This is a genomic window from Guyparkeria sp., assembly GCF_041687595.1.
Lineage (GTDB): Bacteria > Pseudomonadota > Gammaproteobacteria > Halothiobacillales > Halothiobacillaceae > Guyparkeria.
This window is the reverse complement of sequence record NZ_JAWLBP010000027.1, coordinates 1-25080: the sequence shown is the minus strand read 5'-3', so window position 1 is coordinate 25080 and position 25080 is coordinate 1. Positions and strand designations below refer to the sequence as shown.

Here is a 25080-nt window from a genome sequence, read left to right as displayed (position 1 = left end):
CGGGAGCCGGTCGATGACGGGCCGCCAGAGCGTTCCGCCTCGGTCACGGTCGGACTGACCCACAGTCGGGCCGAACCGGTCGAGCGGCTGGTCACGCTTCAGGGTCACGTCGAGCCCGAGCAGGTCGTGCGGGTTCGGGCCAAGACGGGCGGGGAGGTCGCCGAGACACCGGTGTCGGAGGGCGAGGTGGTCGAATCCGGCCAGTTGATCGCCCGCCTGAGTATGGACGATCGGCAGGCACGCCTGAGCGAGGCGAAGGCCGCCGAACGCCAGGCGCAGGGCGACTACGATGCCGCGTCGCGCTTGGCGGATCAGGGGTTCCAGGCCCGGCTGGCGGCCGAACGGGCCCGAGCGGAGCTCGAGGCGGCCCGGGCGAGGGTGGCCTCGATCGAGCTGGACATCGAGCGCACCGGCATCGAGGCCCCGATCGGCGGGGTGCTAAACCGCCAGATTGCGCGGCGCGGCGACGTGGTCGCGGCGGGCGAGCCGGTGGCCGAGATCGTCGAGAACGATCCCCTGCGAGCTGTGGTGCAGATCCCCCAGCATCGCGTGCACGAGGTCACCGAGGGGCTGGAGGCCCGGGTGATCTTTCTCGACGGCGAGAAGCGCCGCGGTTCGGTGACCTACGTCTCGGCCACCGCCGCCGACGAGACCCGCACCTTTCTTGCCCGAATCCAGGTAGCCAACCCGGATCGGGACCTGCCGGCCGGCACCAGTGTCACCGTGGAGATCCCGGTGGAGACGGTTCGTGCCCACGCGATCTCGCCGGCACTGATCTCGCAGAACGAGCAAGGCGAGTTGGGGGTCAAGGTCGCCGAGACGCAGGACGGTGTCATGCACGCCTCCTTCGTACCGATCACGCCGGTGCGTGCCACTGCCGAGTTGATCTGGGTGACCGGTCTGCCCGACGAGGTGCAACTGATTTCTCTGGGGCAAGGGTTCGTGCGTGACGGGGATCGCATCGAGGCAGGCAATGGGGAGGACAAGCCCTAGTGAATGCCCTGCTCGCCGCGTTTTTTTCCCGGTCGCGCAGCGTCCTGCTGATGCTGTTGGCCCTGCTGGCCGCCGGCGGGACGGCCTACGTGCAGATCGCCAAGGAGGCCGCGCCGGACGTCGATGTGCCGATCTTCTTCGTGACGGTCGCCTATCCGGGCATCTCGCCCGAGGACAGCGAACGGCTGCTGGTGCGTCCGCTGGAACGGGAATTGGCGGGTCTCGAGGGCCTCGACGAGATGCAGGCCAGCGCCGGGGAGGGTTTCGCCCTGGTCCGGCTGGACTTCGACCCCGGCTACGACAACCGCCGGGCACTGGCCGACGTGCGCGAGGAGGTGGACCTGGTGCGGCCCGATCTCCCGCCGGGCGTCGAGGAGCCGGTGGTCTCCGAGGTCGACCTGTCGATGTTCCCGGTGCTGATCGCCACGCTGTCGGGCTCGGCGCCCGAGCGCACCCTGGTGCAGCGCGCTCGCGACCTGCGCGACCGGATCGAGGCGCTGCCCGGCGTGCTCGAGGTGGAGATCGGCGGCGATCGTGAGGATCTGCTCGAGGTGCTCGTCGACCCGCGCACGCTGGAGACCTACCGCCTGCCCTTCAACGACCTTGTCACCGCGATCGAGCGAAACAACCAGCTGGTGGCCGCCGGTGCCCTGGATTCCGGGGCGGGGCGGTTGAATATCAAGGTGCCGGGGGTGATCGAGTCGGTCAGTGACGTGCTCGAGCTGCCGGTGATCGCCTTTGATGGCACCGTGGTGACCTTCGAGGAGGTCGCCGACGCGCGCCGAACGTTCAAGGACCCGGAAGGGTTCGCCCGTATCGACGGTGAGCCGGCCGTTTCGCTGGAAATCCGCAAGCGGGCCGGGGCGAACATCCTCGATACGGTGGCCGCCGCCCGCGAGGTGATCGAGCAGGCCCAGGCCGAATGGCCCGGTGGCATCCAGGTCCGCTACCTCCAGGACAGCGCCGAGGACATCGACGACCTGCTCGGGGATCTGGAGAACAACGTCCTCACCGCCATCCTGCTGGTGATGCTCACCATCGTCTTCGCGCTGGGCGGGCGGTCATCCTGGCTGGTGGGACTGGCCATCCCCGGTGCCTTTCTCGGCGGGGTGCTGGTCCTCTACCTGATGGGCTTTACCCTGAACATCGTGGTGCTGTTCGCGCTGATCCTGGTGGTGGGCATGCTGGTCGACGGGGCGATCGTGGTGATCGAGCAGGCCGACCGCTATCTCGCCGAAGGTCGCGGGAAGAATGCGTATCTGGATGCGGCGCAACGCATGGCCTGGCCGATCACCGCTTCCGTGGCCACCACGCTCGCGGTGTTCTTTCCCATGATCTTCTGGCCGGGGCTGGTGGGCGAGTTCATGTTCTACCTGCCGGCCACGGTGATCGTCACCCTGCTGATGTCGCTGGCCATGGCGCTGGTGTTCATCCCGGTGCTGGCCGCGATGATCTCGCGCGGACAGGGGGCAAGCCGTCCGGAACAGGTCCGCCACATCCGGGCGGCCGAGGCCGGGCGTTTCGACGAGCTCGACGGGGGAACGGCACGCTATGTTGCCGGGTTGCGCTGGGCGATCGCCCACCCGGGGCAGACCTTCGCCGGCGTAGCCTTGTTCACCGCCGCGCTCTACGTCGCCTACGGCGAGCTGGGGCGCGGGGTGGATTTCTTCCCCGAGGTCGAGCCGCGCTTCGCGCAGATCCAGATCCAGGCGCGCGGGGATCTCTCGGTGTGGGAGGTCGACGATCTGGTGCGTGACGTCGAGGCCCGGCTCTACGATCACCCCGCTTTCAAGACGGTCTACGCCCGCAGCATCGCGTCGCAGCAGGCCCGGCTGGGCCAGGACTACGCCGAGGACGTGATTGGCGTGATCCAACTCGACCTGGTCGACTGGCAGCAGCGTCCGTCGGCCGACGAGATCCTCGCCGAGTTGCGTGCCGAGATGGCGGATATCCCCGGGGTGCGGCTGCAATTCCTGACCGAGTCCGGCGGGCCAAGACAGGGCAAGCCGGTGGTGTTGCAGGTCTCCGCCGATGACCAGGGTGGCGGGGTGGAGCCGCTGGTGACGGGCGTCGAACACCTGCGGCTTGGCATGGATGAGGTGGGCGGTTTCGTCGACATCGAGGACGACCGTCCGCTGCCGGGCGTGGAGATGCGCCTGGAGGTCGACCACCGCGAGGCGGCGCGCTTCGGGGCGGACGTCAATCTCCTCGGCCGGGCCGTGCAGATGCTCACCCGCGGGCTGGCGCTGGGAGGCTACCGCCCCGAGGATGCCGACGAGGAGGTCGACATCCGCGTGCGCTTTCCCTTTGACGAACGCAATATCGCTCAGCTGGTGAACCTGCGGGTGCCCACCCAGGCGGGGCTGGTGCCGGTGCAGAACTTCGTCGAGTTCGTGCCGGCGCCGAAGACCGGCATCATCCACCGGATCGACGGTCGGCGCACGCTGTCCGTCAAGGCCGACGTGGCCGCCGGTCGGCTGGTCGACGAGCGCGTGACTGCGCTGGAGGAATGGCTGGCGGACAACCCGCTGCCGGAGGATGTCACGCTTTCCGTCCGCGGCCAGCAGGAGGACCAGGCCGAGGCAGGTCAATTCCTGATGATGGCCTTTCTCATGGCGATCGTGCTGATGGTGCTGATCCTGGTCACCCAGTTCAACAGCTTCTACCAGGCACTGCTGGTGCTCACCGCGATCGTGTTCTCCACCAGCGGCGTGCTGCTGGGGCTGCTGCTGCGCGCCGAGGCGTTTTCCGTTGTGATGAGCGGCATTGGCGTGATCGCCCTGGCCGGGATCGTGGTCAACAACAACATCGTCCTGATCGACACCTACAACCAGCTGCGGCGTGACGGCATCGACGCGGCGGAGGCCGCCCTGCGCACCGGGGCCCAGCGCCTGCGGCCGGTGCTGCTGACCACGGTGACCACCATTCTCGGTCTGGCCCCCATGATCTTCGCCCTGACCATCGACTTCGTCGGGCGGGAGTTCTCCATTGGGGCACCGTCCACCCAGTACTGGGTCCAGTTGGCCACCGCAATTGCCGGCGGGCTGCTGGTGGCCACCCCGCTGACCCTGCTTTTCACCCCGGCGATGCTCGCCTGGTGGGACCGGCGACGGGGGGGCGGGCTGATCAGATCAGCCAGGCGGTGACGAGCCCCGCTGCCAGGGAGAGGACCATCGGTCCGGCCACCCAGAGGCCGAGGGTGCGTGTGCCGATCACCGCCGCGATGCCGGTCTTGACCAGGTTGTTGACCGCCGAGGCGATGATGATGCCCATCACGGCGGTCTGGACGGTGATAGTTTCCTCCGCCATCCGGGTGAGCGAGAGGTTGATCGCGTCCACGTCGGCCACGCCCGAGGAGGCGGCGAGCAGGTATATGCCAGCCTCGCCCAGCCAGTTCCGTAGCCATTCGCCGGCCAGCATGATGATCGTCAGCAACACGCCGAACAGCAGGGCGGAGGTCAGGTCCAGCGGGTTCTGCTTCAGCTCGGGTTGCGTCACGTCGATGCCCTGCCTGGCTTTGCGCCACATCAGGAACGCCGGCACGTACAGCAGCACGGTCATGACCAGCACGGGGACTAGCAGGCCTGCGAACATCGGCGGGTGGATCATGGTTGCCACCAGCAGCACCCGCGGGAACATGGTGCCGCAGGCGATCAGGATCCCCACGGCCAGCAGTGGACTGAGGCCTTCGGTCATGCGTGACTGCCGCGCGAAGTGCAGCGTCAGGGCGGTGGATGAACTCAGCCCCGCAAACAGGCTGGTGAACAGGATTCCTTTCTCCGCACCACCGACGCGGATGGCGAAGTAGCCGACGAACGAGATCGAGGCGATCAGCACCACCATCCACCAGATCTGGTAGGGGTTGAGCACGCCGCCGGGGCCGAAGCCTTCGTTTGGCAGCAGCGGCAGCATTACCGCGGTAATCAGCAGCAGCTTGAGTGCCGCGTCCAGTTCGCGCGCCTCGAGCTTTTGCAGCAGGCCGTGGATCTCTTCCTTGTTGTCCAGGATCATGGCCGTCACAACTGCCGCGGCCGTAGCGATCACCAGGTCGACGGCCACCGCGATGGCGCCGATACAGAAGGCGATCAGAAGGCCGATGCTGTCGGTGATGCTGTAGTTGCGTACCGTCTCGGCGCGGGTGCGCCACGCGACGATCGCGAGGGCTGCCACGGCGAGCAGCAGGGTAGGGAAGGCCCAGCCGGTGAGAGTCTCGGAGAGCAGACCGGCGAGGCCGCCGAGCAGGCCCACCAGGGCGTGCGTGCGTAGTCCCGCGATGCGCGAGCCGGCCTCTTCCTTGCGCTTCGACCAGCCGCGTTCCAGACCGATCAGCGCCCCTAGCAGCAGGGCGATCGCCAAATGCCAGAGAGTGAGATTGTCCTGGATGAGTTGGCTGGTGAGATCGTCCATGGTGCTCCTGTGGCGTGGTTGTCCGGTCCGTGATCGGGAGCTGTCTGTCTCCGATTCTAGACAGCCTGCCCGGCGGCGACGCCCGAAGCCCAGGCCCACTGGAAGTTGTGCCCGCCCAGATGCCCGGTGACGTCCACCACCTCGCCGATGAAGAACAGGCCCGGCTGGTCACGCGCCTCCATGGTTTGCGAGGACAGTGCGCGGGTGTCGACACCGCCGAGGGTGACCTCGGCGGTGCGGTAGCCTTCGGTGCCGGCGGGGCTTACCTGCCACCGCTGTATGGCTGCGGCGACCCGCTCGATGTCCGCGTTGCCGTACTCCTGCAGCGAGCTGTCCTTGCCGTGCCATTCGGCGAGCACTTGGGCCAGCCGCTTCGGCAGGTGCTCGGCGAGGTACTGCTGAAGCGTTCCTTGTGGGCGTTCCCGGCGCCGTTCCCCAAGTTCTTCCGCCAGGTCGTGTCCCGGCAGCAGGTCGATGATTAGCGGGTCGCCCGGCTGCCAGAAACTGGATATCTGCAACATCGCCGGCCCGGACAGGCCGCGGTGGGTGAACAGCATCGGTTCGGCGAAACGCATGCCCCGGCAACTCACGGTCACCGGAACGCTGATGCCGGCAAGCGGCGCCAGGCGGGACTTGAGGTCCGGGTGCAGGGTAAACGGCACCAGCCCGGCGCGGGTGGGCAGGACGGGCAGGCCGAAGTGCTCGGCGATCCGGTAGCCGAAGGGCGTGGCTCCCATGGTGGGAATGGACAGGCCGCCGGTAGCGATCACCAGCGATTCGGTGGTGAACCGGTCGTGATCGGTTGCCACCAGGTAGTGATCCGCTTTTTGTTCGGCTGTCTCGACGGAGGTTTTCATGCGGATCTCGACACCCGCCCAATCGCATTCGGTGAGCAGCATGTCGACGATCTCCCGCGCCCGCCCCTGACAGAAAAGCTGCCCCGGAGCCTTCTCCTCGTAGGCGATGCCGTGGCGCTCGACCAGCTCGAGGAAGGCCTGCGGGGGATAGCGCTTGAGCGCGGAGATGCAGAAGCGCGGGTTGGCGGAAAGGAACTGGCTCGGCGTGCTGTTGAGATTGGTGAAGTTGCAGCGCCCGCCTCCGGACATGAGGATCTTCTGGCCGGCCTTTCGGGCATGGTCGAGCACCAGTACCCGCCGGCCACGGTAACCGGCCGTTGCCGCGCACATCAGGCCGGCGGCCCCCGCGCCGATGATCACCACGTCGTAGTGCATGTCCCGTCCCGTCGATGATTGACGCGGCATGATAGCAATGTCCGCCACCGAGCGATTCAGGTCGCCCCGTTCCGCCGGCATAATGCGGAGGGAACGACATCTGTTCGTCAGCATGTTTCGCATACTATGCTTCTCCTGATCGCGATCCGCTGACCCTCGACACAGGAGAAGACATGCCCCTCATCCGCCGACCGGGCAGGCGCCCCGGCCCGTATCGCGTCCGTTCGGCCCGGCGGGCGGCGGCCACCCTGGCGACCGTGCTCTCGATCCTGCTGCCCGTGGTCGCCACGGCGACCGACCGTCCGGCAACGGCAGTGATCGCCTCCTACGCAGTATCCGAGCAGTGGTCGTCCCCGCTCGAGGCACTGGGCACCGTGCGGGCGGACGAGGCAGTCACCCTGTCGTCGACCGTGACCGAGACGGTACGCGATGTGCTGTTCCGCGATGGGCAACGGGTCGAAGCGGGTGACCTGCTGGTGCATCTGGAGGACACCGAGGAGCAGGCGGAACTGGCCGCGGCCCAGGCCCGCCTGGTCGAACAGCGCAATGCGCTGGAGCGGTCGCAGCGGTTGCTGGACCGCAACCTCGGTGCGCGCGCCGAGGTCGAGGACAATCGCGCCCGGGTCCAGCAGATCCAGGCGGAGATCGAGGGGATCAAGGCCCGGCTGGCCGCCCACCGGATCCATGCCCCGTTCGACGGCATTGTCGGCTTTCGGGACATCAGCAACGGCATGCTGGTCAGCCCCGGCACCGATCTGGTGACCCTGGACAAGCTCGACTCGGTGAAGGTGGACTTCACCGTGCCGGCCCGCCATGTCGGCGTGCTGTCGGTCGGCCAGTCGGTGATGGCGAGCACCGATGCCTTCCCCGAGCGGCGATTCTCCGGCGAGGTGCGCGCCATCCGGCCACGGGTGGATGCGGCCACTCGCAGCATCACGATTCGCGCGCGGATCGACAATGATGAAGGGCTGCTTCGCCCGGGCATGCTGATGCGGACCATCCTCGAACGTGACCGTCGCGACGTCGTGGCAGTGCCCGAGTCGGTCCTACTGCCGCAGGGCGAGCACCAGTACCTGTTCGTGATTGACGAGGAGACCGATCGCGTCGAGCGTCGCGAGGTCGAGATCGGCCAGCGACGCCCCGGCTGGGTCGAGGTGGCCGACGGCCTTCAGGGGGGCGAGCTGCTGGTCCGACACGGGGTGCAGAAGGTGCGGGACGGTGTGGCCGTGCGCGTACTCGACGTTGCCGACGAGGACAATCCCGTACGCGAGATCCTCGAGCGCCACCGTGACGAACTGTCGGCAGGGCAGGGCGACGGATGATCCTGTCCGACGTCTCCATCAAGCGTCCCGTGCTTGCCGGGGTGCTCTCGGCCCTGCTGGTGGCCTTCGGGCTGATTGCGCTGGACCGACTGCCCCTGCAGGAATACCCCAACATCGACCCGCCGGTCGTGAGCGTGGACACGCGTTACCCCGGCGCCTCCGCGGCCGTGGTCGAGACCCGTGTCACGCAGGTGATCGAGGATCGCATCGCCGGGGTGGAAGGGATCGAGATGATCACCTCGTCGAGCGAGGACGGTCGGTCCTCGGTCACGGTCGAATTCGCTCTCTCGCGCGATCTGGACGCCGCGGCCAACGACATGCGTGACCGCATCTCGCGCGTGCTCGACAACCTCCCCGACGAGGCCGACCCGCCGGAGGTCGAGAAGGCCGATTCCTCCAGCGAAGTGGTGCTCTGGCTGGGTCTGTCGGGTGAGGAGTACTCCATCGCCGAGCTGACCGACTACGCCGAGCGCTACCTGGTAGATCGCTTCTCCGTGCTCCCCGGCGTGGCCCGGGTTCGGGTCTCCGGCAGCCAGACCTATGCGATGCGGGTGTGGCTGGATCGGACCGCGTTGGCTGCCCACGGGCTGACCGTGGGCGACGTCGAGGACACGCTGCGGGCCGAGAACGTCGAACTGCCCGCCGGCTCCATCGAGTCGGTCGAGCGACAGTTCACGGTGCGCCTGCCGAGAAACTTCGAAACCGCCGAGGATTTCCGTGGCCTGGTGCTTGACCGGGGCGGCGAGGGGCACATGGTGCGCCTGGAAGACGTGGCCCGCGTCGAGGTCGGGTCGGTCGAGACCCGCAGCATCTTCCGCGAGAACGGCGTGCCCCGCGTGGGGCTGGGGATGATCAAGCAGTCGACCGCCAACGTGCTGGAAATCGCGCAGGGCGTGAAGGCCGAGCGCGAGCGCGTACTGGGGACGTTGCCCGACGGCATGGAACTGAACCTGAGCTTCGACACCTCGGTGTTCGTCGAGAGTGCCGTGCGCCAGGTCGTGTACACGTTGTTCATCGCGATCGGGCTGGTGGTGCTGGCCATCTTCGTCTTCCTCGGCAACCTCCGCAGCACCCTGATCCCGGCGGTAACGGTGCCCATTGCCCTGGTGGGCACCTTCTTCGCCCTGTACGTACTGGGCTTCACCATCAACCTGCTTACCCTGTTGGCGCTGGTGCTGGCGATCGGCCTGATCGTCGACGACGCCATCGTGGTGCTGGAGAACGTCAACCGCCGCATCCAGGAGCACGGCGAGACCCCGCTGGTCGCCGCCTTCAACGGCACCCGCCAGATCGCCTTCGCCGTGGTGGCGACCACCCTGGTGCTGGTGGCGGTGTTCGTGCCGCTTTCCTTTCTGGAGGGGGACATCGGCCAGCTGTTCACCGAGTTCGCCCTCACCCTGGCCGCCGCGGTGATCATCTCCAGCTTCCTGGCCTTGACGCTCACCCCGATGATGGCCTCGAAGATCCTCAACGGGCGCAGCGAGTCGGGCGGCATGGCGAGGGTGGTGCAGGTGGTGCTGGAACGTGCCCGCCGGGGCTACCGGGTGCTGTTGCGCGGTGCGCTCGGGCTGCGCTGGCTGGTGGTTGCGCTGTTCTTCGTCGGGGTGGGCGCGACCGTCTGGTTGGCCGACCAGTTGCCCAGGGAGTACACCCCGTCGGAGGATCGCGGGGCGTTCTTCATCGTGGTCAATGGCCCGGAAGGGGCGAGTTTCGACTACATGCTCGATTACATGGACGAGATCGAGGCGCGCCTCGCCCCGCTGATCGAAGACGGCGAGGTCGCCCGGGCGCTGATCCGGTCGCCACGCGGCTGGGGCAACATCGAGAACTTCAACAACGGCTTCGGCATCATCATCCTGGACGACTGGGCGAACCGGCGCTCGGGCTGGGCGATAATGGACGACGTGCGGGCGATGGTCAGGGACTTGCCGGGCGTGCGGGCGTTTCCCGTGATGCGCCAGGGCTTCGGCCAACAGGTGCAGAAGCCGGTGCAGTTCGTCCTCGGCGGTGGCAATTTCGACGAGCTGGCCGACTGGCGCGATGCGCTGTTCGAGCACATCCGCGAGCACAACCCGCGGCTGACGGGACTCGATTCCGACTACAAGGAGACCCAGCCGCAGTTCAAGGTGGAGATCGATTACGACCTCGCCGCCGACCTGGGCGTGACGGTCACCGAGATCGGTCGCACGCTGGAAACGCTGCTCGGTGGTCGGACGGTAACCCGCTACGTGGATGCCGGCGAGGAGTACGACGTGATCCTCGAGGGCGAGCGCGACGTGCAGCGTTCCCCCGAGATCATCGACAACATCTACGTCCGTTCGCGAACTACCGACGCACTGATCCCGCTGGGCAACCTGGTCACGCTGACGGACTTCGCCGGGCCCTCGACGCTCAATCGGTTCAACCGGATCCGCGCGATCACCATCGAGGCCGATCTGGCCGACGGCTACCCCCTGGGCGAGGCACTGGACTATCTGGAGGCCACTGTCGACGAGATCCTGCCGCCCGAGGCGCAGACCGACGTCAAGGGGCAGTCCCGCGACTACCGCCAGGCCGGCGGGGCGACGGTATTCATGCTGGTCCTGGGAGCGTTGGTGGTGTTCCTGGTGCTGGCTGCCCAGTTCGAGAGCCTGGTTCACCCGTTCGTCATCATGCTGACCGTCCCGCTGGCGATCCTGGGGGCGCTGCTGGGGCTGCATGTCACCGGGTTGTCGCTCAACATCTACAGCCAGGTGGGGCTGGTGATGCTGGTGGGGCTGGCAGCCAAGAACGGTATCCTGATCGTCGAGTTCGCCAACCAGCTGCGCGACCAGGGCAGGGCTTTCCGCGAGGCACTCGAGGAAGCCGCCGTTACCCGCCTGCGCCCGATTCTGATGACTGCGGTGACCACGATGGCCGGTGCGATTCCGTTGATCGTCTCCAGCGGTGCCGGTTCGGAGACGCGCCTGGTGATCGGGACCGTGATCTTCGCCGGGGTCGCGCTGGCCACCGTGCTTACCCTGTTCGTCGTTCCGGTCGCGTATGATCTGCTCGCGCGCCGGACCGGGTCGTCCGGGGATGTGGGGCGGCGGCTGGAGAGGGAGATGGGGGACGAGTCGGCGTCCTGATACGTTTGGTCGTTCAAAACCGGATGACATTCGCCCACCGGTTGCGTTGAGAGGCTCAGCAGAAAAGGGGCTCGCGCGCCGGGCACGGCAATGCAACCGTGACTGCTTGGCCAACAGGCGTGCGAAACTTTCCACACCGTTGAATTACGGATCGACTGGAAACCTTGACCGGCCACCCAACCAAACCACGAGAAGACACATGACGATCTGGGTCGACGCCGACGCCTGCCCTGTCCCTATCAAGCAGATGCTCTTTCGCGCCGCCGACCGCGTCGGCGTGGACGTGGTGCTGGTGGCCAATCATGCGATCGCCGTGCCGCGCTCCAAGCGTGTGCGCTTCATGCAGGTGGCGCCGGGATTCGATGTCGCGGACAATGCCATCGTCGAGGCGGCCGAGGCCGGGGACCTGGTGATCTCGGCGGATATCGAGCTCGCCGCCGAGGCGCTGGCCAAGGGGGTGGCCGTGATCGGCCCGCGCGGCGAGGCGTTTTCCGCCGAGTCCATCCGTGGTCGGCAGGTGCAGCGCGAATTCATGCAGACCCTGCGCGAATCCGGCGTGGCGACCGGCGGGCCGGCGCCGCTCGGGCCGAAAGACAAGCAGGCCTTCGCCAGTGCGCTCGAGCGCTGGCTGAACCAGTACCAACGAGAGCAAGGCGAGAAAAAGGCATGACCCTTCGACAGATCGTCCTGGATACCGAAACCACCGGCATGCCGGTCGAGGAAGGCCACCGGCTGATCGAGATCGGCGCGGTCGAACTGGTCGACCGGCGCCTGACGCACCGCAACTACCATCAGTACCTCAACCCGGAGCGGGGAGTGGATGCCGGGGCCTTCGCCGTTCACGGACTCTCCAACGACTTTCTGGAGAACAAGCCGCGTTTCGCCGAGGTGGTCGACGAGTTCCTCGAGTACGTCCGCGGCGCGGAGCTGGTGATTCACAACGCCGAGTTCGACGTCGGCTTCATCGACGCCGAGCTCAAGCGCCTCGGCTACCCGGGGCTGGCCGAGCACGTCGATCTCGTCACCGACTCGCTCGCCATCGCGCGCGAGAAGCATCCCGGCCAGCGCAACAGCCTCGACGCACTCTGCCGCCGCTACCAGATCGACAATTCCGACCGGACCCTGCACGGGGCGCTGCTCGACTCGGAGATCCTGGCAGACGTTTATCTCGCACTGACCGGCGGGCAGTGGGACCTGTCCTTCGACAACCCGGCGGAGACGGCTACCGCCGGACAGGCCGCCCTGGGCACCATTCCCGTCGATCGCCCGCGACTGCGGGTGATCGCTGCGAACGACAGCGAGCGGAGCGCACACGAGGAATGGGTGGAACGTCTGAGCGAGGTCAACGAGGCCTTCCGCTGGCCGGGTACGGAGCGCACGGCGGACTGAACCGTTAACCGGGCGGGGCGTTTCAAGTGGAATCGGGCGAATGGTATGGTTGAACATACCGGTTCGCGGCTTGTCACGATTCCTTGTTACCATTCGCCCCGATACCGGCAGTCCCGGGGTCACTCGATCGCGAGACCCCGGTCGCGTGCCATGTTCACCAGGAACGGAAGGCGGCCTTGACTGAATACATTCTCATCCTGATCAGCACCATCCTGGTCAACAACTTTGTGCTGGTGAAGTTCCTCGGCCTGTGTCCGTTTCTCGGCGTGTCCAACAAGGTCGAGACGGCCATTGGCATGTCGCTGGCGACTACTTTCGTGCTCACGCTCTCGGCGATCGCCAGCTACGTCACGCACGCCTGGCTGCTGGTGCCGCTGGGACTGGAGTACCTGCGTACGATTACCTTCATCGTGGTGATCGCGGTGGTGGTCAACTTCACCGAGATGATGGTGCGCAAGACAAGCCCGCTGCTGCATAACGTGCTGGGCATCTACCTGCCGCTGATCACTACCAACTGCGCCGTGCTGGGCGTGGCCCTGCTCAATGTGCAGGAGGCCAACAGCTTCGTCGCCTCGGCACTGTACGGCTTCGGGGCGTCGGTGGGTTTCTCGATGGTGCTGATCCTGTTCTCGGCGCTGCGTGAGCGCCTGGCCGCTGCCGACGTGCCGGCGGCCTTCGAGGGCGTGCCGATCGCCCTGGTCACGGCCGGGCTGATGGCACTGGGTTTCATGGGCTTTGCCGGCATGGTGACGATCTGATGTGGATGGCGATTCTTCTTGCCGTGGGTCTGGCGGTGCTCTTCGGGGTGCTGCTGGGCATCGCCGCGCAGCTCTTTCGCGTGGAGGGCAATCCGCTCGCCGACCGGATCGACGAGCTGTTGCCACAGACCCAGTGTGGCCAGTGTGGCTATCCGGGTTGCCGACCCTACGCCGAGGCCATCGCGAAAGGCGAGGCCGACATCAATCGCTGCCCGCCGGGTGGCGAGTCGACCATCCGTAACCTCGCCGAACTGCTGGACGTGGAATTCAAGCCGCTGGACGACGACCTGGAGGTCCAGGAGGTCAAGAAGCTCGCCGTCATCGACGAGGAAGTCTGCATCGGCTGCACCAAGTGCATCCAGGCCTGCCCGGTCGACGCGATCCTCGGTGCCGCCAAGCAGATGCACACCGTGATCGAGGCCGAGTGCACCGGTTGCGAGCTCTGCGTCGAGCCCTGCCCGGTGGACTGTATCGACATGGTGCCCGTCGAGGAAGGCGTGGAGGCCTACCGCTTCCCGTTGCCCGAATCCGCCCATCCGGTGGTGACGCGCGGCCTCGGCCTGCGTCCCGAGGAGCCGGCCAATGCCTGAGGCGAAGGTGGCCGTTTCCGAGGGGCTGTTCGGCTTCCACGGTGGATTGCACGTCGAGGATCGCAAGGCCCCGGCCTGCGATCGGCCCATCGAGGACATGCCGCTGGTGGACGAATACGTCCTGCCCCTGCACATGCACATTGGTGCGCCGGCCATCCCGGTGGTCGAACCGGGCGACAGGGTAAGCCGTGGCCAGTTGCTGGCCCGTCCGGACGATTTCATCTCCGCGGCGATCCACGCCCCGACCTCGGGCACGATCCGGGCGATCGAGCCGCGGGCGCTGCCCCATCCCGGCGGGCTGGTCGCGCAGAGCATCGTCCTGGCGGCCGACGGCGAGGACCGCGAGGCCGAGCCCTTCGACCCCTGGCCGGACTATCGCGAGACGAGCCCCGTCGAGATTCGCTCGCGGCTGCGCGAGGCCGGGATCGTCGGCCTGGGCGGGGCGGTGTTCCCGACCGCGGCCAAGCTGGCCACCGCCAACCCCGGCGGGGTGGAAACCCTGGTGCTAAATGGCGCGGAGTGCGAGCCCTACATCTCCTGCGATGATCGGCTGATGCAGGAGGAGCCCGAGACGATTGTCCGTGGCGCGCAGGTCATCCTGCACGCGGTGGGTGCCGCCCGCTGCCTGATCGGCATCGAGGACAACAAGCCGCGTGCCGTCGCCGCCATGCAGGCGGTCATCGACCGGCTGGCCGCCGAGGAGGACGAACGGCGTTTCCAGATCAAGGTCGTGCCGACGATCTACCCCGCTGGCGGGGAAAAGCAGCTCATCCGGACGCTTACCGGGATCGAGATCCCGCGTGGGCGGCATGTCACGGACTACCGCATGCTCTGCCTCAACGTGGGCACCACCGCCAACTGCTGGCGGGCCGTGGCCGAGGGGCGTGCCCTGACCGAGCGGATCGTGACCGTGGCGGGCGGCGGTGTGAATCATCCCCGGAACCTGCGCGTGCGCATCGGCACGCCCATGGCCAGGGTGATCGAGGCGGCCGGCGGTTACCGCGAGGGTGTCGACCGGCTGCTGATGGGTGGCCCGATGATGGGCTTCGCTCTCCACGAGGACGAGGTGCCCGTGGTCAAGGCCACCAATTGCCTGCTTGCGCTGCGCCCGGCCGATCGCGATCCGACGCCGACACCCCAGCCCTGCATCCGCTGTTCGCGCTGCGCCGAGGCCTGCCCGGCCGACCTGCTGCCACAGCAGCTCTACTGGTACTCGCGTGCCGATCAGTTCGATCGCTGTCAGGACTACCACCTGTTCGATTGCATCGAGTGCGGGGTCTGCTCGGCGGTCTGCCCGTCGCACATCCCGCTGGTGCAGTACTTCCGGCATGCCAAGACCGAGATCTGGTACGCCGAGCGGGAGCGGGCCAAGGCCGAGCATGCCCGCCGGCGGTTCGAATTCCACAACGAGCGCATCGAGCGGCAGAAGGCCGAACGCGAGGCCGCCCTGGCGAAAAAACGTGCGGCGATCAAGGCCGCCCAGGAAAACAAGGCGCGCGAGGAGGCCGGACAGGGCGGCGATCAACCGCCGCAGGCCGAGGGTGAGGGGCGCAAGGCCGCTGCCAGCATGAGCATCGAGGCGGCGCGCGAGCGAGCTCGCGCCCGAAAGACACGTGTCCGTGAAAAGCCACGGAACGCAGCGGCCGGGGAAAGCTCCACCGACGATGCCAAGGATCCGGGCCGCTCGCCCGGAACGGGAGAGGATTCATGAAGTTTCCGGTGCAGACCTCGCCTCACGTCGAGGCCGAATCGAGCGTCGCCGGAGTGATGACCACCGTGTTATGGGCCTTGGTGCCCGGTACGGTGGTGGCCATCTGGCTGCTCGGCTGGGGTGTGCTGTTCAACGTGGCCCTGGCCGTTGGCACGGCCTGGCTGGCCGAGGCGCTGATGCTGTGGCTGCGCGCCCGTCCCTTCCGCCCGGCGCTGGGCGACCGCTCGGTCTTGATTACCGGCTGGATTCTCGCCCTGTGCCTGCCGAACCTCGCGCCCTGGTGGCTGCCGGTGATCGGGGCGCTGTTCGCGGTCGTGGTCGCCAAGCAGCTCTACGGCGGTATCGGCTACAACCTCTTCAACCCAGCGATGGTCGGCTATGTGGTCCTGCTGGTCTCCTTCCCGGAGGCGATGACGCGCTGGGGAGTGGCACTCAACGGGGGGGCGGCGGACCTGTCACTGACAGAGGCGGCCGCCTGGACCTTCCTCGGCGCGCTGCCGGTGGGCACCGGCTTCGACGCGCTGTCCCAGGCCACGCCGCTTGATCAACTGCGGATGGTCGCCTCCGAGGGCGGCAGCGTCGCCGCCATGGGGACGTCGATCTGGTCGCCGGACTCGTCGTGGACTCTGTGGCTCAACCTGGCCTTCCTCGCTGGCGGGGCGTGGATGCTGTACCGCGGCGCGATTCGCTGGCACATCCCGGTGGCGATGATCGTCGGCGTGCTGGCCACTTCGGCGCTGCTGTGGGCGATCGATCCGGATCAGTTCGCCAGCCCGACCTTCCATCTGCTGGCCGGCGGGGTGATCTTCGGCGCGCTGTTCGTGGCCACCGACCCGGTGACCGCCTCGACGACACCACGCGGCCGGCTGGTGTTCGGCTTCGGCATCGGCGTGTTGGCTGTCCTGATCCGCAGCTTCGGCAACTATCCGGACGGGGTGGCCTTCGCGATCCTGTTGATGAATCTTGCCGTCCCGCTGATCGACTACTACACCCAGCCGGTCGTTTTCGGTCGGAAGCCACGGGCGGCGTCAGGAAGGTCTGGGGAGTCATGATGAACTTCGAAATCCGCCAGATCGTCATCACTTCCGTGCTGCTGGCGGCGTTCTTCGCCCTCGGGGTCGGGTTCGTCGCCTACACCGAGCAGAAGACGGCCGAACAGATCGAGCTCAACCGGCAGGCGGTGCTGCTGGGCCAGATCATGGAGGTGCTCGCCGGCGAGGATTACGACAACAACCCGGCCGAGGATGCCTTCATCCTGTCCGACCCGGAAGCGCTCAACCTGGGCGAGCCCGTGATCGAACCCGCACCCGCCGGCTTGCTGCCGTCCCTCCCGTCGGACGAGGAACAGGAGAGGGCCATGACGGCCGGGCAACTGGGCTTTCGTGCCCGTCGTGACGGCGAGACCATCGCCGTAGCCATTCCGGTGGTCACCCATCGTGGTTACAGTGGCGACATCCGTCTGCTGGTGGGGGTCGAGGCCAGCGGCGAGGTCAAGGGCGTCCGCGTGCTCGAGCAGAACGAGACCCCGGGGCTGGGCGACAAGATAAAGGCCGAGAAGACCGACTGGATTCTGGGATTCACCGGGCGTGGCCTCGGCAATCCGCCGCCGGAAGGCTGGGCGGTGAAGAAGGACGGCGGCGTGTTCGACCAGTTCACCGGGGCGACGATCTCGCCGCGAGCCGTGGTCGAGGCGGTGGAATCCGCCCTGGAATACGTCGAACAACACCGATCGGCGCTGTTCGGCACCCCCCCGGACGTGCACACGGAGGAGGACACCTCATGAGTGATCCGCGGCTTTCCGAGCTGGCCCTCGACGGGCTGTGGAAGAACAACCCGGCACTGGTGCAGGTGCTTGGCCTGTGCCCGTTGCTGGCAATATCGAATACCACGGTAAACGCCCTGGGTCTGGCGATCGCCACCCTGGTCACGCTGGTGGTCGCCAACGGGGTGGTCTCGCTGATCCGCGACTGGGTCCGCTCGGAAGTCCGGCTGCCCGTCTACGTGATGGTGATCGCCTCGGTGGTCACCATTATCGAACTGGTGATGAACGCCCACTTCCACTCGCTGTACAACACGCTGGGCATATTCATCCCGCTGATCGTGACCAACTGCATCATCATTGCCCGTGCCGAGGGGTTCGCCTCGCGCCACGCCTTCGGTTTCTCCGTGTTCGATGGCTTCGTCATGGGAGCGGGCTTCGGACTCGTGCTGGTGGCGCTGGGGGCGATGCGCGAGATCATCGGCTTCGGCACACTGCTTGACGGTGCCGATCAACTGTTCGGGCCTGTGGCCATGGATTGGGGCATCCGCGTGCTGCCCGAGCAGATGACCTTCCTGCTGGCCCTGATGCCGCCGGGCGCCTTCATCGGTTTGGCGCTGCTGGTCGCGTTCAAGCAGGGCATCGACCAGCGGGCGGCCCGACGTGCCCGGGCGATCCGTGCCGCCCGTAGCGGCAAACCGGTCGAGGCGGCATGCTGACCCGTTCCTGAAATCCCCCGCGGATGCTGCCAGAATTCCCCTGTTACGTTTTCCCGCGCGCCTTCTGATGACGGTGCGCGACTGCCAAGGAGTGAGCGATGGCCGCAGAAATCAGGACCGAAGAGCTCGAATACCGTTCGGATGACCGGACCATGAGAGGGCTGGTGGCCTTCAACCCCCATGTGAAGGGTCCGCGCCCTGTGGTGCTGGTGGTGCCCGAGTTCTGGGGTCGTACCGCCTACATGGAAAAGCGTGCCCGCGACATGGCCGAGGCGGGCTACGTGGGTTTTGCCATCGATCTCTACGGTGACGGCAAGGTCACCGAGGATGCCGGTGAGGCCGCTGAGCTGATGAATGAGGCTCTGTCGGACTTCGAGGCGCTCAAGACCCGCTATCGGCTGGCCATCGAGGCGATCAAGCGCCACGATGGCGTCGATGCCGAGAGCCTCGGGGCGATTGGCTACTGCTTCGGTGGCTCGGTGGGGTTGAGCATGGCACGCCAGGGCGTGCGCCACGATGCGCTGGCGACGTTCCATGCCGGTACCTCGGGGCTGGCACCGATTGCCGGCGCTATCGACACCCCCATCCGGATCTTCTCCGGCGCGGAGGACCCGATGGCTCCGGTCGATGAGGTCGAGCGCATCGCCGCGGAAATGCGCGGGGCGGGTGCTCATGTGGAGGTGACCGTCTATCCCGGGGTGAGCCACGCCTTCACCAATCCCGGCGCGGACGACAAGGCGCGGAAGTTCGGCCTGCCCCTGGGCTATGACGAGCAGGCGGACCGGGACTCGTTCGAGAAGACGATCGCCTTCTTCCACGACCGGTTGGGCTGACGTTCCTGCACCCGGGCAGGGCGGCCGGCACCGTGATGGTGCGCCCCCTCCGGGCTACCCTTAGGCTTCACCGGCATTCGGCCATGGCAGGCCGCCCGGTCCGTCGCGTCGCCCGGTGCAACGAGGATGTCACAGACGGTTGGCATGCTTCTCGCTGCTACCGGGATGCCATGATCCATCGGCCTGCCTCCAGATGATGGCAAGCCCGGGCTGGCAATGTTGACTCCTCCTTGCTGGGGCGCCTTTCCGGCGCCTCTTTTCTGTTTCCAGCAGGTAAACTGCTCCGGTCACCATCTAGATTCCAGAGAGCCTATGCACTCGGCCAACTACATCAGCACCATCGACCGCTACCACGAGCAGTCGCGCTCCATTCGCGAGTTGATCGAATCGATCATCACGGGCATCGGTGAACCGCGCCTGCTTTCCGACCCCTCCGGCCTGCGTGGAGTGACCGAGAAACTGATCGACCTGTATCCCTTCGTCGATCTGGTCTACCTGCTCGACGAGGACGGGGTGCAAGTCGCCGAATACGGCGCCGACGAGACCGGCCACGTGAACCGTGCCCATGGTCAAGGCCGGGGCGTGGATCGCAGTCAGCGGCCCTATTTCAAGCGTGCCGCGGAGAGTGAGAATGTTCACCTGACCGAGCCCTACCTGTCCGCCGCCTCGCGGGACCTGTGCATCTCGGCGACCGTGCGGCTGGAGCACGGCGGGAAGGTGGGCTATCTGGTCATCGACGTCGACCTCGAGGCAATGATCAGTTTCCTGCTGGGCGACACGATGCGTCGGCGGGTCGAGCCGTTCTTTCGTGGCCTGTATGCCCTTTTTGCCGCCGCGATGCTGCTGGTGGCGGGCGTGCTCTTCTACAGCAGCATGAGCGAGCTGGTTCACGCGCTGATGGAGCCCGGATGGGCGTCCGAGCTGCAACTCAAGCCATTCGAGGTGATCGTCGTGCTCACCTTGGCGATGGCGATCTTCGATCTCGCCAAGACGGTGTTCGAGGAAGAGGTGCTGCTGGAAAAGGACGTCCATCGACACAGTACCGTTCGCCGCACCATGACGCGCTTCGTCGCCGCGATACTCGTCGCGATCCTCATCGAGGGTCTCCTGACCATGTTCAAGGTTTCAATGGGCTACTCCGATCAGGGAGTGACCGCTACCCTGATGGTATTCGCCGCCGCGGCCCTGCTGGTCGCCCTGGGCCTGTACGTGTACCTCGGGGCGCTCGCCGAGAAGGCCTTGCTGGGCAACAATGGTCGCAGCCGACGCCTGCGTAACGTCCGCGATAAGGAAGAACACTGACCCGCTGTTGGGAAGGAAATCGGCATGACCGCACTTGGCCCCCTGATGATCGACCTCGCCGGCCCGGAGATCACTCCGGCAGATCGGCGCCGACTGCAGCACCCCTCCACGGGCGGGGTGATCCTGTTCGCTCGTCATTTCGAGGGGCGGGCGCCGCTTGCCGAGCTGATCGCCGAGATCCGGGCGCTGCGCCGCCCGCACCTGCTGATCGCGGTCGATCAGGAGGGCGGGCGTGTCCAGCGCTTCAAGGGGGACGGCTTCGTGCCGCTGCCGGCCATGGGGCGGATCGGTCGGCTCTTCGCTGAGGATCGCCAGGCCGGCCTGGAGGCCGCCCGATCGCTGGGCTGGCTGATGGCGGTCCAACTGCGCGAGGTGGGCGTGGATCTGAGCTTCGCGCCGGTGCTGGATCTCGATCGTGGCATCAGCGGCGTGATCGGCGACCGCGCCTTCGACGAGCGGCCCGAGGCCGTGATCGCGCTGGCGATCGCCTGGATTGGCGGGATGCATGATGCCGGCATGGCTGCCGTGGGCAAGCACTACCCGGGGCACGGGGCCGTCGCCGCCGACTCGCACATCGCCCACCCGGTGGATCGTCGCCCGTTCGCGACGATCGAGCGGACCGACCTGCGTCCGTTCAAGGCCCTGGCCGAGCGGCTGATACCGGGGCTGATGGCGGCCCATGTCATCTATCCGGAGGTCGATGACCAGCCGGCCGGATTTTCCCCGGTCTGGATCGGCGAGATCCTCCGCCGGCAGTGGGGATACGAGGGCGCCGTGTTCAGTGACGATCTCACCATGGCGGCCGCCTCGACGGCCGGCGAGATCGAGCAGAGGGTGGAACGCTGCCTCGCCGCCGGCGTGGACATGGCGCTGATCTGCAATCATCCCGAGCTGGTCGACCGGGTACAGAAGACGGTCAGTCTCCCGTCCAGCGCACAACGCGAGGCGCGGCTGGCCCGAATGTTCGGTCACGGCCCGCTCCCGTCCGAGGGCCGCCTGGAACGTTCTCCCCGCTATGCCGAGGCGCTGGCCTGGATCGACCGTCTCGGTGTCGACGAGCCCGACCTGTTCCCCGACCGGGCCTGACGTCCGGACAAGGATACGAACATGCATGAGAACCGGGACAACCACCCCGAAGTTTCGGGCCGTTCGGCAGAACTCCGCGCCTTGCTGGCGCGGTGCGACTGCCTGGTGACGCCCGACGAGATGCAGGCCGCCTATACGCGCATCGCCGACGAGATCAACGTGGCGCTGAGCGGCAGTCTGCCGGTGGTGCTGGCGGTGATGAACGGCGGGCTGGTCAGCGCCGGCCAGTTGTTGCCGCGGCTGGATTTTCCCCTCGAGCTTTCCTATCTCCACGCCACCCGCTACCGGGGGGCGACTACCGGGGGTGCGCTCAAGTGGCTGGCACAGCCCGACGTCGAACTGGTCGGCCGGGACGTGCTGCTGGTCGACGACATCCTCGACGAGGGGCACACGCTGAAGGCCGTCCGGGAATGGTGCCTGTCCGCCGGAGCGAAACAGGTCTGGATCGCCGTGGCGACCGACAAGCATCATGACCGCAAGACACCGGGATTGGCCGCGGATTTCGTTGGTGTGACCGTGCCGGACCGCTATATCTTCGGTGAGGGGATGGATTACCATGGCTACTTTCGCAATCTGCCCGGCATCCATGCGCTTCCCGACGGAGGCTGAGCCGGGTCACACTCACGTCCGGGAGGTCTGAAGGTGTATCTGGCAATCATCGGCGGGACGGGCCTGTCGCAGATCGAGGGAATCGAGGATGTTCGCCACCAGATGGTGTCGACCCCGTTCGGGGAGCCCTCCGGGCCGGTGACCATCGGGCGCCTGCAGGGCTGCGACGTCGTGTTTTTGCCGCGTCACGGCTACAACCACCGCATTCCGCCCCACCAGGTGAACTACCGGGCCAATATCTGGGCCCTGCGGGAGATGGGTGTCGACCGCATCCTGGCGGTGGCCGCCGTGGGCGGCATCCATCCGGACATGGGGCCGGGTTCGCTGGTCGTGCCCGACCAGCTGATCGACTACACCTGGGGGCGTCCGTCGACGTTCTACGAAGGGGATCTCGATTCCGTCACCCACGTTGATTTCACCTATCCCTACGATGAGACGCTGCGCCGCGCCTTCCTCGAGGCGGGACAGGCGCTCGACCTTGAACTGATTGACGGCGGCACGTATGGCGCTACGCAGGGGCCGCGTCTGGAAACGGCGGCCGAGATCCGTCGCCTGCAGCGCGACGGTTGCGACGTGGTCGGCATGACCGGGATGCCCGAGGCCGTCCTCGCTCGCGAGGCGGAGATCGACTACGCGAGCCTCAACGTGGTCGCCAATTGGGCCGCGGGTGTTCGTGACGGTGAGGTGATTTCCCTCGCCGAGATCGACCGGACACTCAACCGTTCGATGGGCAAGGTGCGCAAGGTTCTCAAGCACGTCCTGAATGACGAAAACCGGATGCTCTGGCGTCGCACGGGTTGAAGCCGGTCGCCTCGCCACGCCCCTGACAGCCGGGGGAAGGCTGGGGTAAAATGACCCCCAAACATCATCGTTCCGCCCTGTATCAGGCCTGTCGGCCCGTGCACGGGGCCATTCAAGTGAGTATTTCATGACGCATCAAAGCCGCTACACCGGCCTGCTGGACCGGTATCGTGATCGCCTGCCGCTTTCCGACGACACCCGGCTGATCAGTCTCGGCGAGGGTGCGACCCCGCTGATTCGCCTGCACAACCTGCCGAAAGTGCTGGGCCGTTCGGTGGACATCTACGTCAAGTACGAGGGTCTCAACCCGACCGGTTCGTTCAAGGACCGCGGCATGACCATGGCGGTCACCAAGGCGGTGGAAGAGGGCTCGAAGGCCATTATCTGCGCCTCGACGGGCAACACGTCGGCGGCGGCCGCCGCCTATGCCGCGCGCGCCGGCATTACCGCCTTCGTCATCATTCCCGACGGCAAAATCGCCATGGGCAAGATGGCCCAGGCGATGATGTACGGTGCGACCATCCTGCAAATCCGCGGCAACTTCGACGACGGCATGCGCCTGGTCAAGGAAGTCGCCGAGGAGGCGCCGGTGACCATCGTCAACTCGGTCAACCCCTATCGTCTTCAGGGCCAGAAGACCGCGGCCTTCGAGATCATCGAGGAACTGGGTCGCGCCCCGGACTACCACTGCCTGCCGGTGGGTAATGCTGGCAACATCACTGCCCACTGGATCGGGTATTGCGAGTTCTCCGCCGTCTCCGGCGAGCACGTCACCGAGTCCTGTGCCTACTGCAACGGCAAGTGCCCGTTCGCCGGGGGCGGCTCCGGCGGCAATCGGCCGAAGATGGTCGGCTACCAGGCCAGCGGCTCGGCGCCGTTCATGCGCGGCGAGATGGTCGACGACCCGGATACCGTCGCCACCGCGATTCGCATCGGTCACCCGCAGAGCTGGGATCGTGCCTGGAAGGTGATGGAGGAGTCCGGCGGCTGGTTCGCCGAGGTCTCAGACGCCGAGATACTCGCCGCCCAGCGCATGCTGACGCAGCACGAAGGTATCTTCTGCGAGCCGGCCTCGGCCGCCTCGCTGGCCGGCCTGATCAACGACCTCGAAGCCGGCAAGATCCAGGACGGCTCGAGCATCGTCCTGACGTTGACCGGCAACGGCCTCAAGGACCCGGATACTGCCATCGCCCAGTGCACCGGCGATATGCCGGGTGTGGAGAAGGCCACGATGGTGACCATCGATGCCGACCTCGAGTCGGTACGCAACGCGATCCTGGGCTTCATGAAATAAGCCCCCGATCCCGGTTGGAGTCCTTCCCAAGACCTCGCCTAGGCGAGGTCTTTTTCGTTGGGGGCGGGGGGGGGCACCAAAGCATGAGGCAGTGAGCCTGGTGAGCCTGTGGGTTCCGCCCAGCACGGTCTGTCCTTGTGGTGTGGTGCGTTTTGTCGCGTCGGGCTAGCTGGGGAGGTCGCTCGCGCCACCATGTGGACGAGAGCCGCTGAATTTTCCGTCAGGCACGAAAAAGCCCCGCCGTAAGGCGGGGCTGATCGTTTCTGCTTGGGACAGAAGGGCGGTTTTTAGCCGCTCACGCCCTCGACAGCAGAGTAGACGACTTCCGGCTCTTCGTCGGTGCAGTCGCTCATGCAGCGCTGGTTGTTCGTGTCCGGACGGGTGTCGGTCACGAAGTAGTCGACGGACGGCATTTCAACGTCGGCCAGCGTCTCGTCGCTGCAGGTGAAGTCCATGTCGACGACGCCTGCCAGGTTCAGGACGTAGCAGGTGACGGCGTAGGACTCGTCAACGCCCATGGTGCCCGGTGCGTAGAACGGCATGTGGCGCTTGATCATGTCGAACAGCGTCGGGGCGTGGCCCCAGGCGTTGTTGACACCACGGTTGCCGACACCGTCGAGACCCTGCTTGAGGGACTCGACGAACTGCGGCATCGGATCGCCGGCCATCTTCGGGTAGCCCTCGGCACCTTCGCCGAAATCACCGTGACACATGGCGCACTGGGCCTGGTACGGCTGCTCACCGTCGGCGACGGAGCCAGAGCCTTTCGGCAGGTTCTCGCCGTCGAAGAACACACTGATGTCCCACGGCTTGACCGCTTCTTCGGTGATGTTCTTGCCAATGCCGTTGAAGCCATTGCCGTGCTCAGCAGCGACGCTGGCAGAGCTCAGACCCAAGGCCATGGCACCTGCCGCAAGACCCAGGCTGAACTTAGAAGTTTTCAATTTGGACATTCTTCACCTCGCCAGACTTCTCGATTTTCCAGGCCTGAATGGAGTTCTTGTGGTAGATGCTGTTGAAGCCACGAACCTTGCGCAGCTGCATCAGGGTCGGCTGAACGTAGCCAGTCTCGTCGGTGACACGGCTCATGATCAGGTGCTCGTCACCCTTCCACTCGAACGGGAGCTTGAACTTGGTCACGCACTTGCTCAGCACGGGCTCGACCAGT

The 25080-nt window shown here is 66.4% G+C and carries 21 protein-coding genes and 1 pseudogene; 18 read left to right on the top strand and 4 right to left on the bottom strand.

What is annotated here, in order from left to right; genetic code table 11:
* Together ACESL5_RS05855 and ACESL5_RS05850 are read left to right on the top strand one after the other, a co-directional pair.
* A partial coding sequence (locus ACESL5_RS05855) for an efflux RND transporter periplasmic adaptor subunit (protein ID WP_372591849.1) occupies positions 1-993 on the top strand: 993 nt, incomplete at its 5' end.
* Entirely contained in the window at positions 993-4139 is a 3147-nt protein-coding gene (locus tag ACESL5_RS05850) for an efflux RND transporter permease subunit (protein WP_372591848.1), read from the top strand. The genes ACESL5_RS05855 and ACESL5_RS05850, both read left to right, overlap by 1 nt.
* Here ACESL5_RS05850 and ACESL5_RS05845 read toward each other — a convergent pair.
* Both ACESL5_RS05845 and ACESL5_RS05840 read right to left on the bottom strand, forming a co-directional pair.
* Positions 4120-5400 (bottom strand): MgtC/SapB family protein, encoded by a 1281-nt coding sequence (locus ACESL5_RS05845; RefSeq protein WP_372591847.1) that lies wholly within the window; start codon positions 5398-5400, stop codon positions 4120-4122. The genes ACESL5_RS05850 and ACESL5_RS05845 overlap by 20 nt on opposite strands.
* A gap of 56 nt (positions 5401-5456) precedes the next feature.
* Complete coding sequence (locus tag ACESL5_RS05840) at positions 5457-6632, bottom strand: NAD(P)/FAD-dependent oxidoreductase (RefSeq protein WP_372591850.1); 1176 nt, start codon at positions 6630-6632, stop codon at positions 5457-5459.
* A 173-nt stretch (positions 6633-6805) separates the two neighbouring features.
* Between ACESL5_RS05840 and ACESL5_RS05835 the strand changes: the two genes are divergently transcribed.
* The 16 genes from ACESL5_RS05835 (at position 6806) to thrC (ending at position 23912) form a co-directional block, all read left to right on the top strand.
* Positions 6806-7954 (top strand): efflux RND transporter periplasmic adaptor subunit, encoded by a 1149-nt coding sequence (locus ACESL5_RS05835; RefSeq protein ID WP_372591846.1) that lies wholly within the window; start codon positions 6806-6808, stop codon positions 7952-7954.
* Positions 7951-11061: an efflux RND transporter permease subunit gene (locus tag ACESL5_RS05830; RefSeq protein WP_372591845.1), complete on the top strand. Its 3111-nt coding sequence runs from the start codon at positions 7951-7953 to the stop codon at positions 11059-11061. Before ACESL5_RS05835 ends, ACESL5_RS05830 begins: the two co-directional genes overlap by 4 nt.
* A 199-nt stretch (positions 11062-11260) precedes the next feature.
* Entirely contained in the window at positions 11261-11731 is a 471-nt protein-coding gene (locus tag ACESL5_RS05825; RefSeq protein ID WP_372591844.1) for a YaiI/YqxD family protein, read from the top strand.
* Positions 11728-12450, top strand: coding sequence for a DNA polymerase III subunit epsilon (gene dnaQ, locus ACESL5_RS05820; protein WP_372591843.1), 723 nt, complete (start codon positions 11728-11730; stop codon positions 12448-12450). Before ACESL5_RS05825 ends, dnaQ begins: the two co-directional genes overlap by 4 nt.
* A 176-nt stretch (positions 12451-12626) precedes the next feature.
* A complete protein-coding gene (rsxA, locus tag ACESL5_RS05815; RefSeq protein WP_372591842.1) occupies positions 12627-13208 on the top strand; it encodes an electron transport complex subunit RsxA in 582 nt (193 codons plus the stop codon).
* Positions 13208-13798, top strand: a complete 591-nt coding sequence (gene rsxB / locus ACESL5_RS05810; protein ID WP_372591841.1) for an electron transport complex subunit RsxB — start codon at positions 13208-13210, stop codon at positions 13796-13798. The genes rsxA and rsxB overlap by 1 nt, the downstream gene beginning before the upstream one ends.
* Positions 13791-15509: an electron transport complex subunit RsxC gene (gene rsxC / locus ACESL5_RS05805; protein ID WP_372591840.1), complete on the top strand. Its 1719-nt coding sequence runs from the start codon at positions 13791-13793 to the stop codon at positions 15507-15509. The genes rsxB and rsxC overlap by 8 nt, the downstream gene beginning before the upstream one ends.
* Positions 15506-16561: an RnfABCDGE type electron transport complex subunit D gene (locus tag ACESL5_RS05800; protein ID WP_372591839.1), complete on the top strand. Its 1056-nt coding sequence runs from the start codon at positions 15506-15508 to the stop codon at positions 16559-16561. The genes rsxC and ACESL5_RS05800 overlap by 4 nt, the downstream gene beginning before the upstream one ends.
* Positions 16558-17292: an RnfABCDGE type electron transport complex subunit G gene (locus tag ACESL5_RS05795; protein WP_372591838.1), complete on the top strand. Its 735-nt coding sequence runs from the start codon at positions 16558-16560 to the stop codon at positions 17290-17292. Before ACESL5_RS05800 ends, ACESL5_RS05795 begins: the two co-directional genes overlap by 4 nt.
* A complete protein-coding gene (locus ACESL5_RS05790; protein WP_372591837.1) occupies positions 17289-17987 on the top strand; it encodes an electron transport complex subunit E in 699 nt (232 codons plus the stop codon). Before ACESL5_RS05795 ends, ACESL5_RS05790 begins: the two co-directional genes overlap by 4 nt.
* Before the next feature lie 98 nt (positions 17988-18085).
* Positions 18086-18820, top strand: coding sequence for a dienelactone hydrolase family protein (locus ACESL5_RS05785; protein ID WP_372591836.1), 735 nt, complete (start codon positions 18086-18088; stop codon positions 18818-18820).
* A 312-nt stretch (positions 18821-19132) separates the two neighbouring features.
* The gene (locus ACESL5_RS05780; RefSeq protein ID WP_372591835.1) at positions 19133-20122 is read left to right on the top strand and encodes a PDC sensor domain-containing protein; all 990 of its coding nucleotides are present in this window, start codon (positions 19133-19135) and stop codon (positions 20120-20122) included.
* Between the two features lie 24 nt (positions 20123-20146).
* On the top strand, positions 20147-21208 hold the full coding sequence (gene nagZ / locus ACESL5_RS05775; RefSeq protein ID WP_372591834.1) for a beta-N-acetylhexosaminidase: 1062 nt from the start codon (positions 20147-20149) through the stop codon (positions 21206-21208).
* Positions 21209-21229: 21 nt separating this feature from the next.
* Positions 21230-21817, top strand: a complete 588-nt coding sequence (locus ACESL5_RS05770; protein WP_372591833.1) for a hypoxanthine-guanine phosphoribosyltransferase — start codon at positions 21230-21232, stop codon at positions 21815-21817.
* Positions 21818-21850: 33 nt separating this feature from the next.
* A complete protein-coding gene (locus tag ACESL5_RS05765; RefSeq protein WP_372591832.1) occupies positions 21851-22618 on the top strand; it encodes an S-methyl-5'-thioinosine phosphorylase in 768 nt (255 codons plus the stop codon).
* Between the two features lie 127 nt (positions 22619-22745).
* Positions 22746-23912, top strand: coding sequence for a threonine synthase (thrC, locus tag ACESL5_RS05760; protein WP_372591831.1), 1167 nt, complete (start codon positions 22746-22748; stop codon positions 23910-23912).
* Between the two features lie 287 nt (positions 23913-24199).
* Here the strand turns inward: thrC and ACESL5_RS05755 are convergent, their stop codons facing one another.
* Positions 24200-24865, bottom strand: a complete 666-nt coding sequence (locus tag ACESL5_RS05755; RefSeq protein ID WP_372591830.1) for a c-type cytochrome — start codon at positions 24863-24865, stop codon at positions 24200-24202.
* Positions 24843-25080 (bottom strand): annotated as a pseudogene (locus ACESL5_RS05750) (sulfite dehydrogenase); the annotation flags it as partial. The pseudogene ACESL5_RS05750 and the gene ACESL5_RS05755, both read right to left, overlap by 23 nt.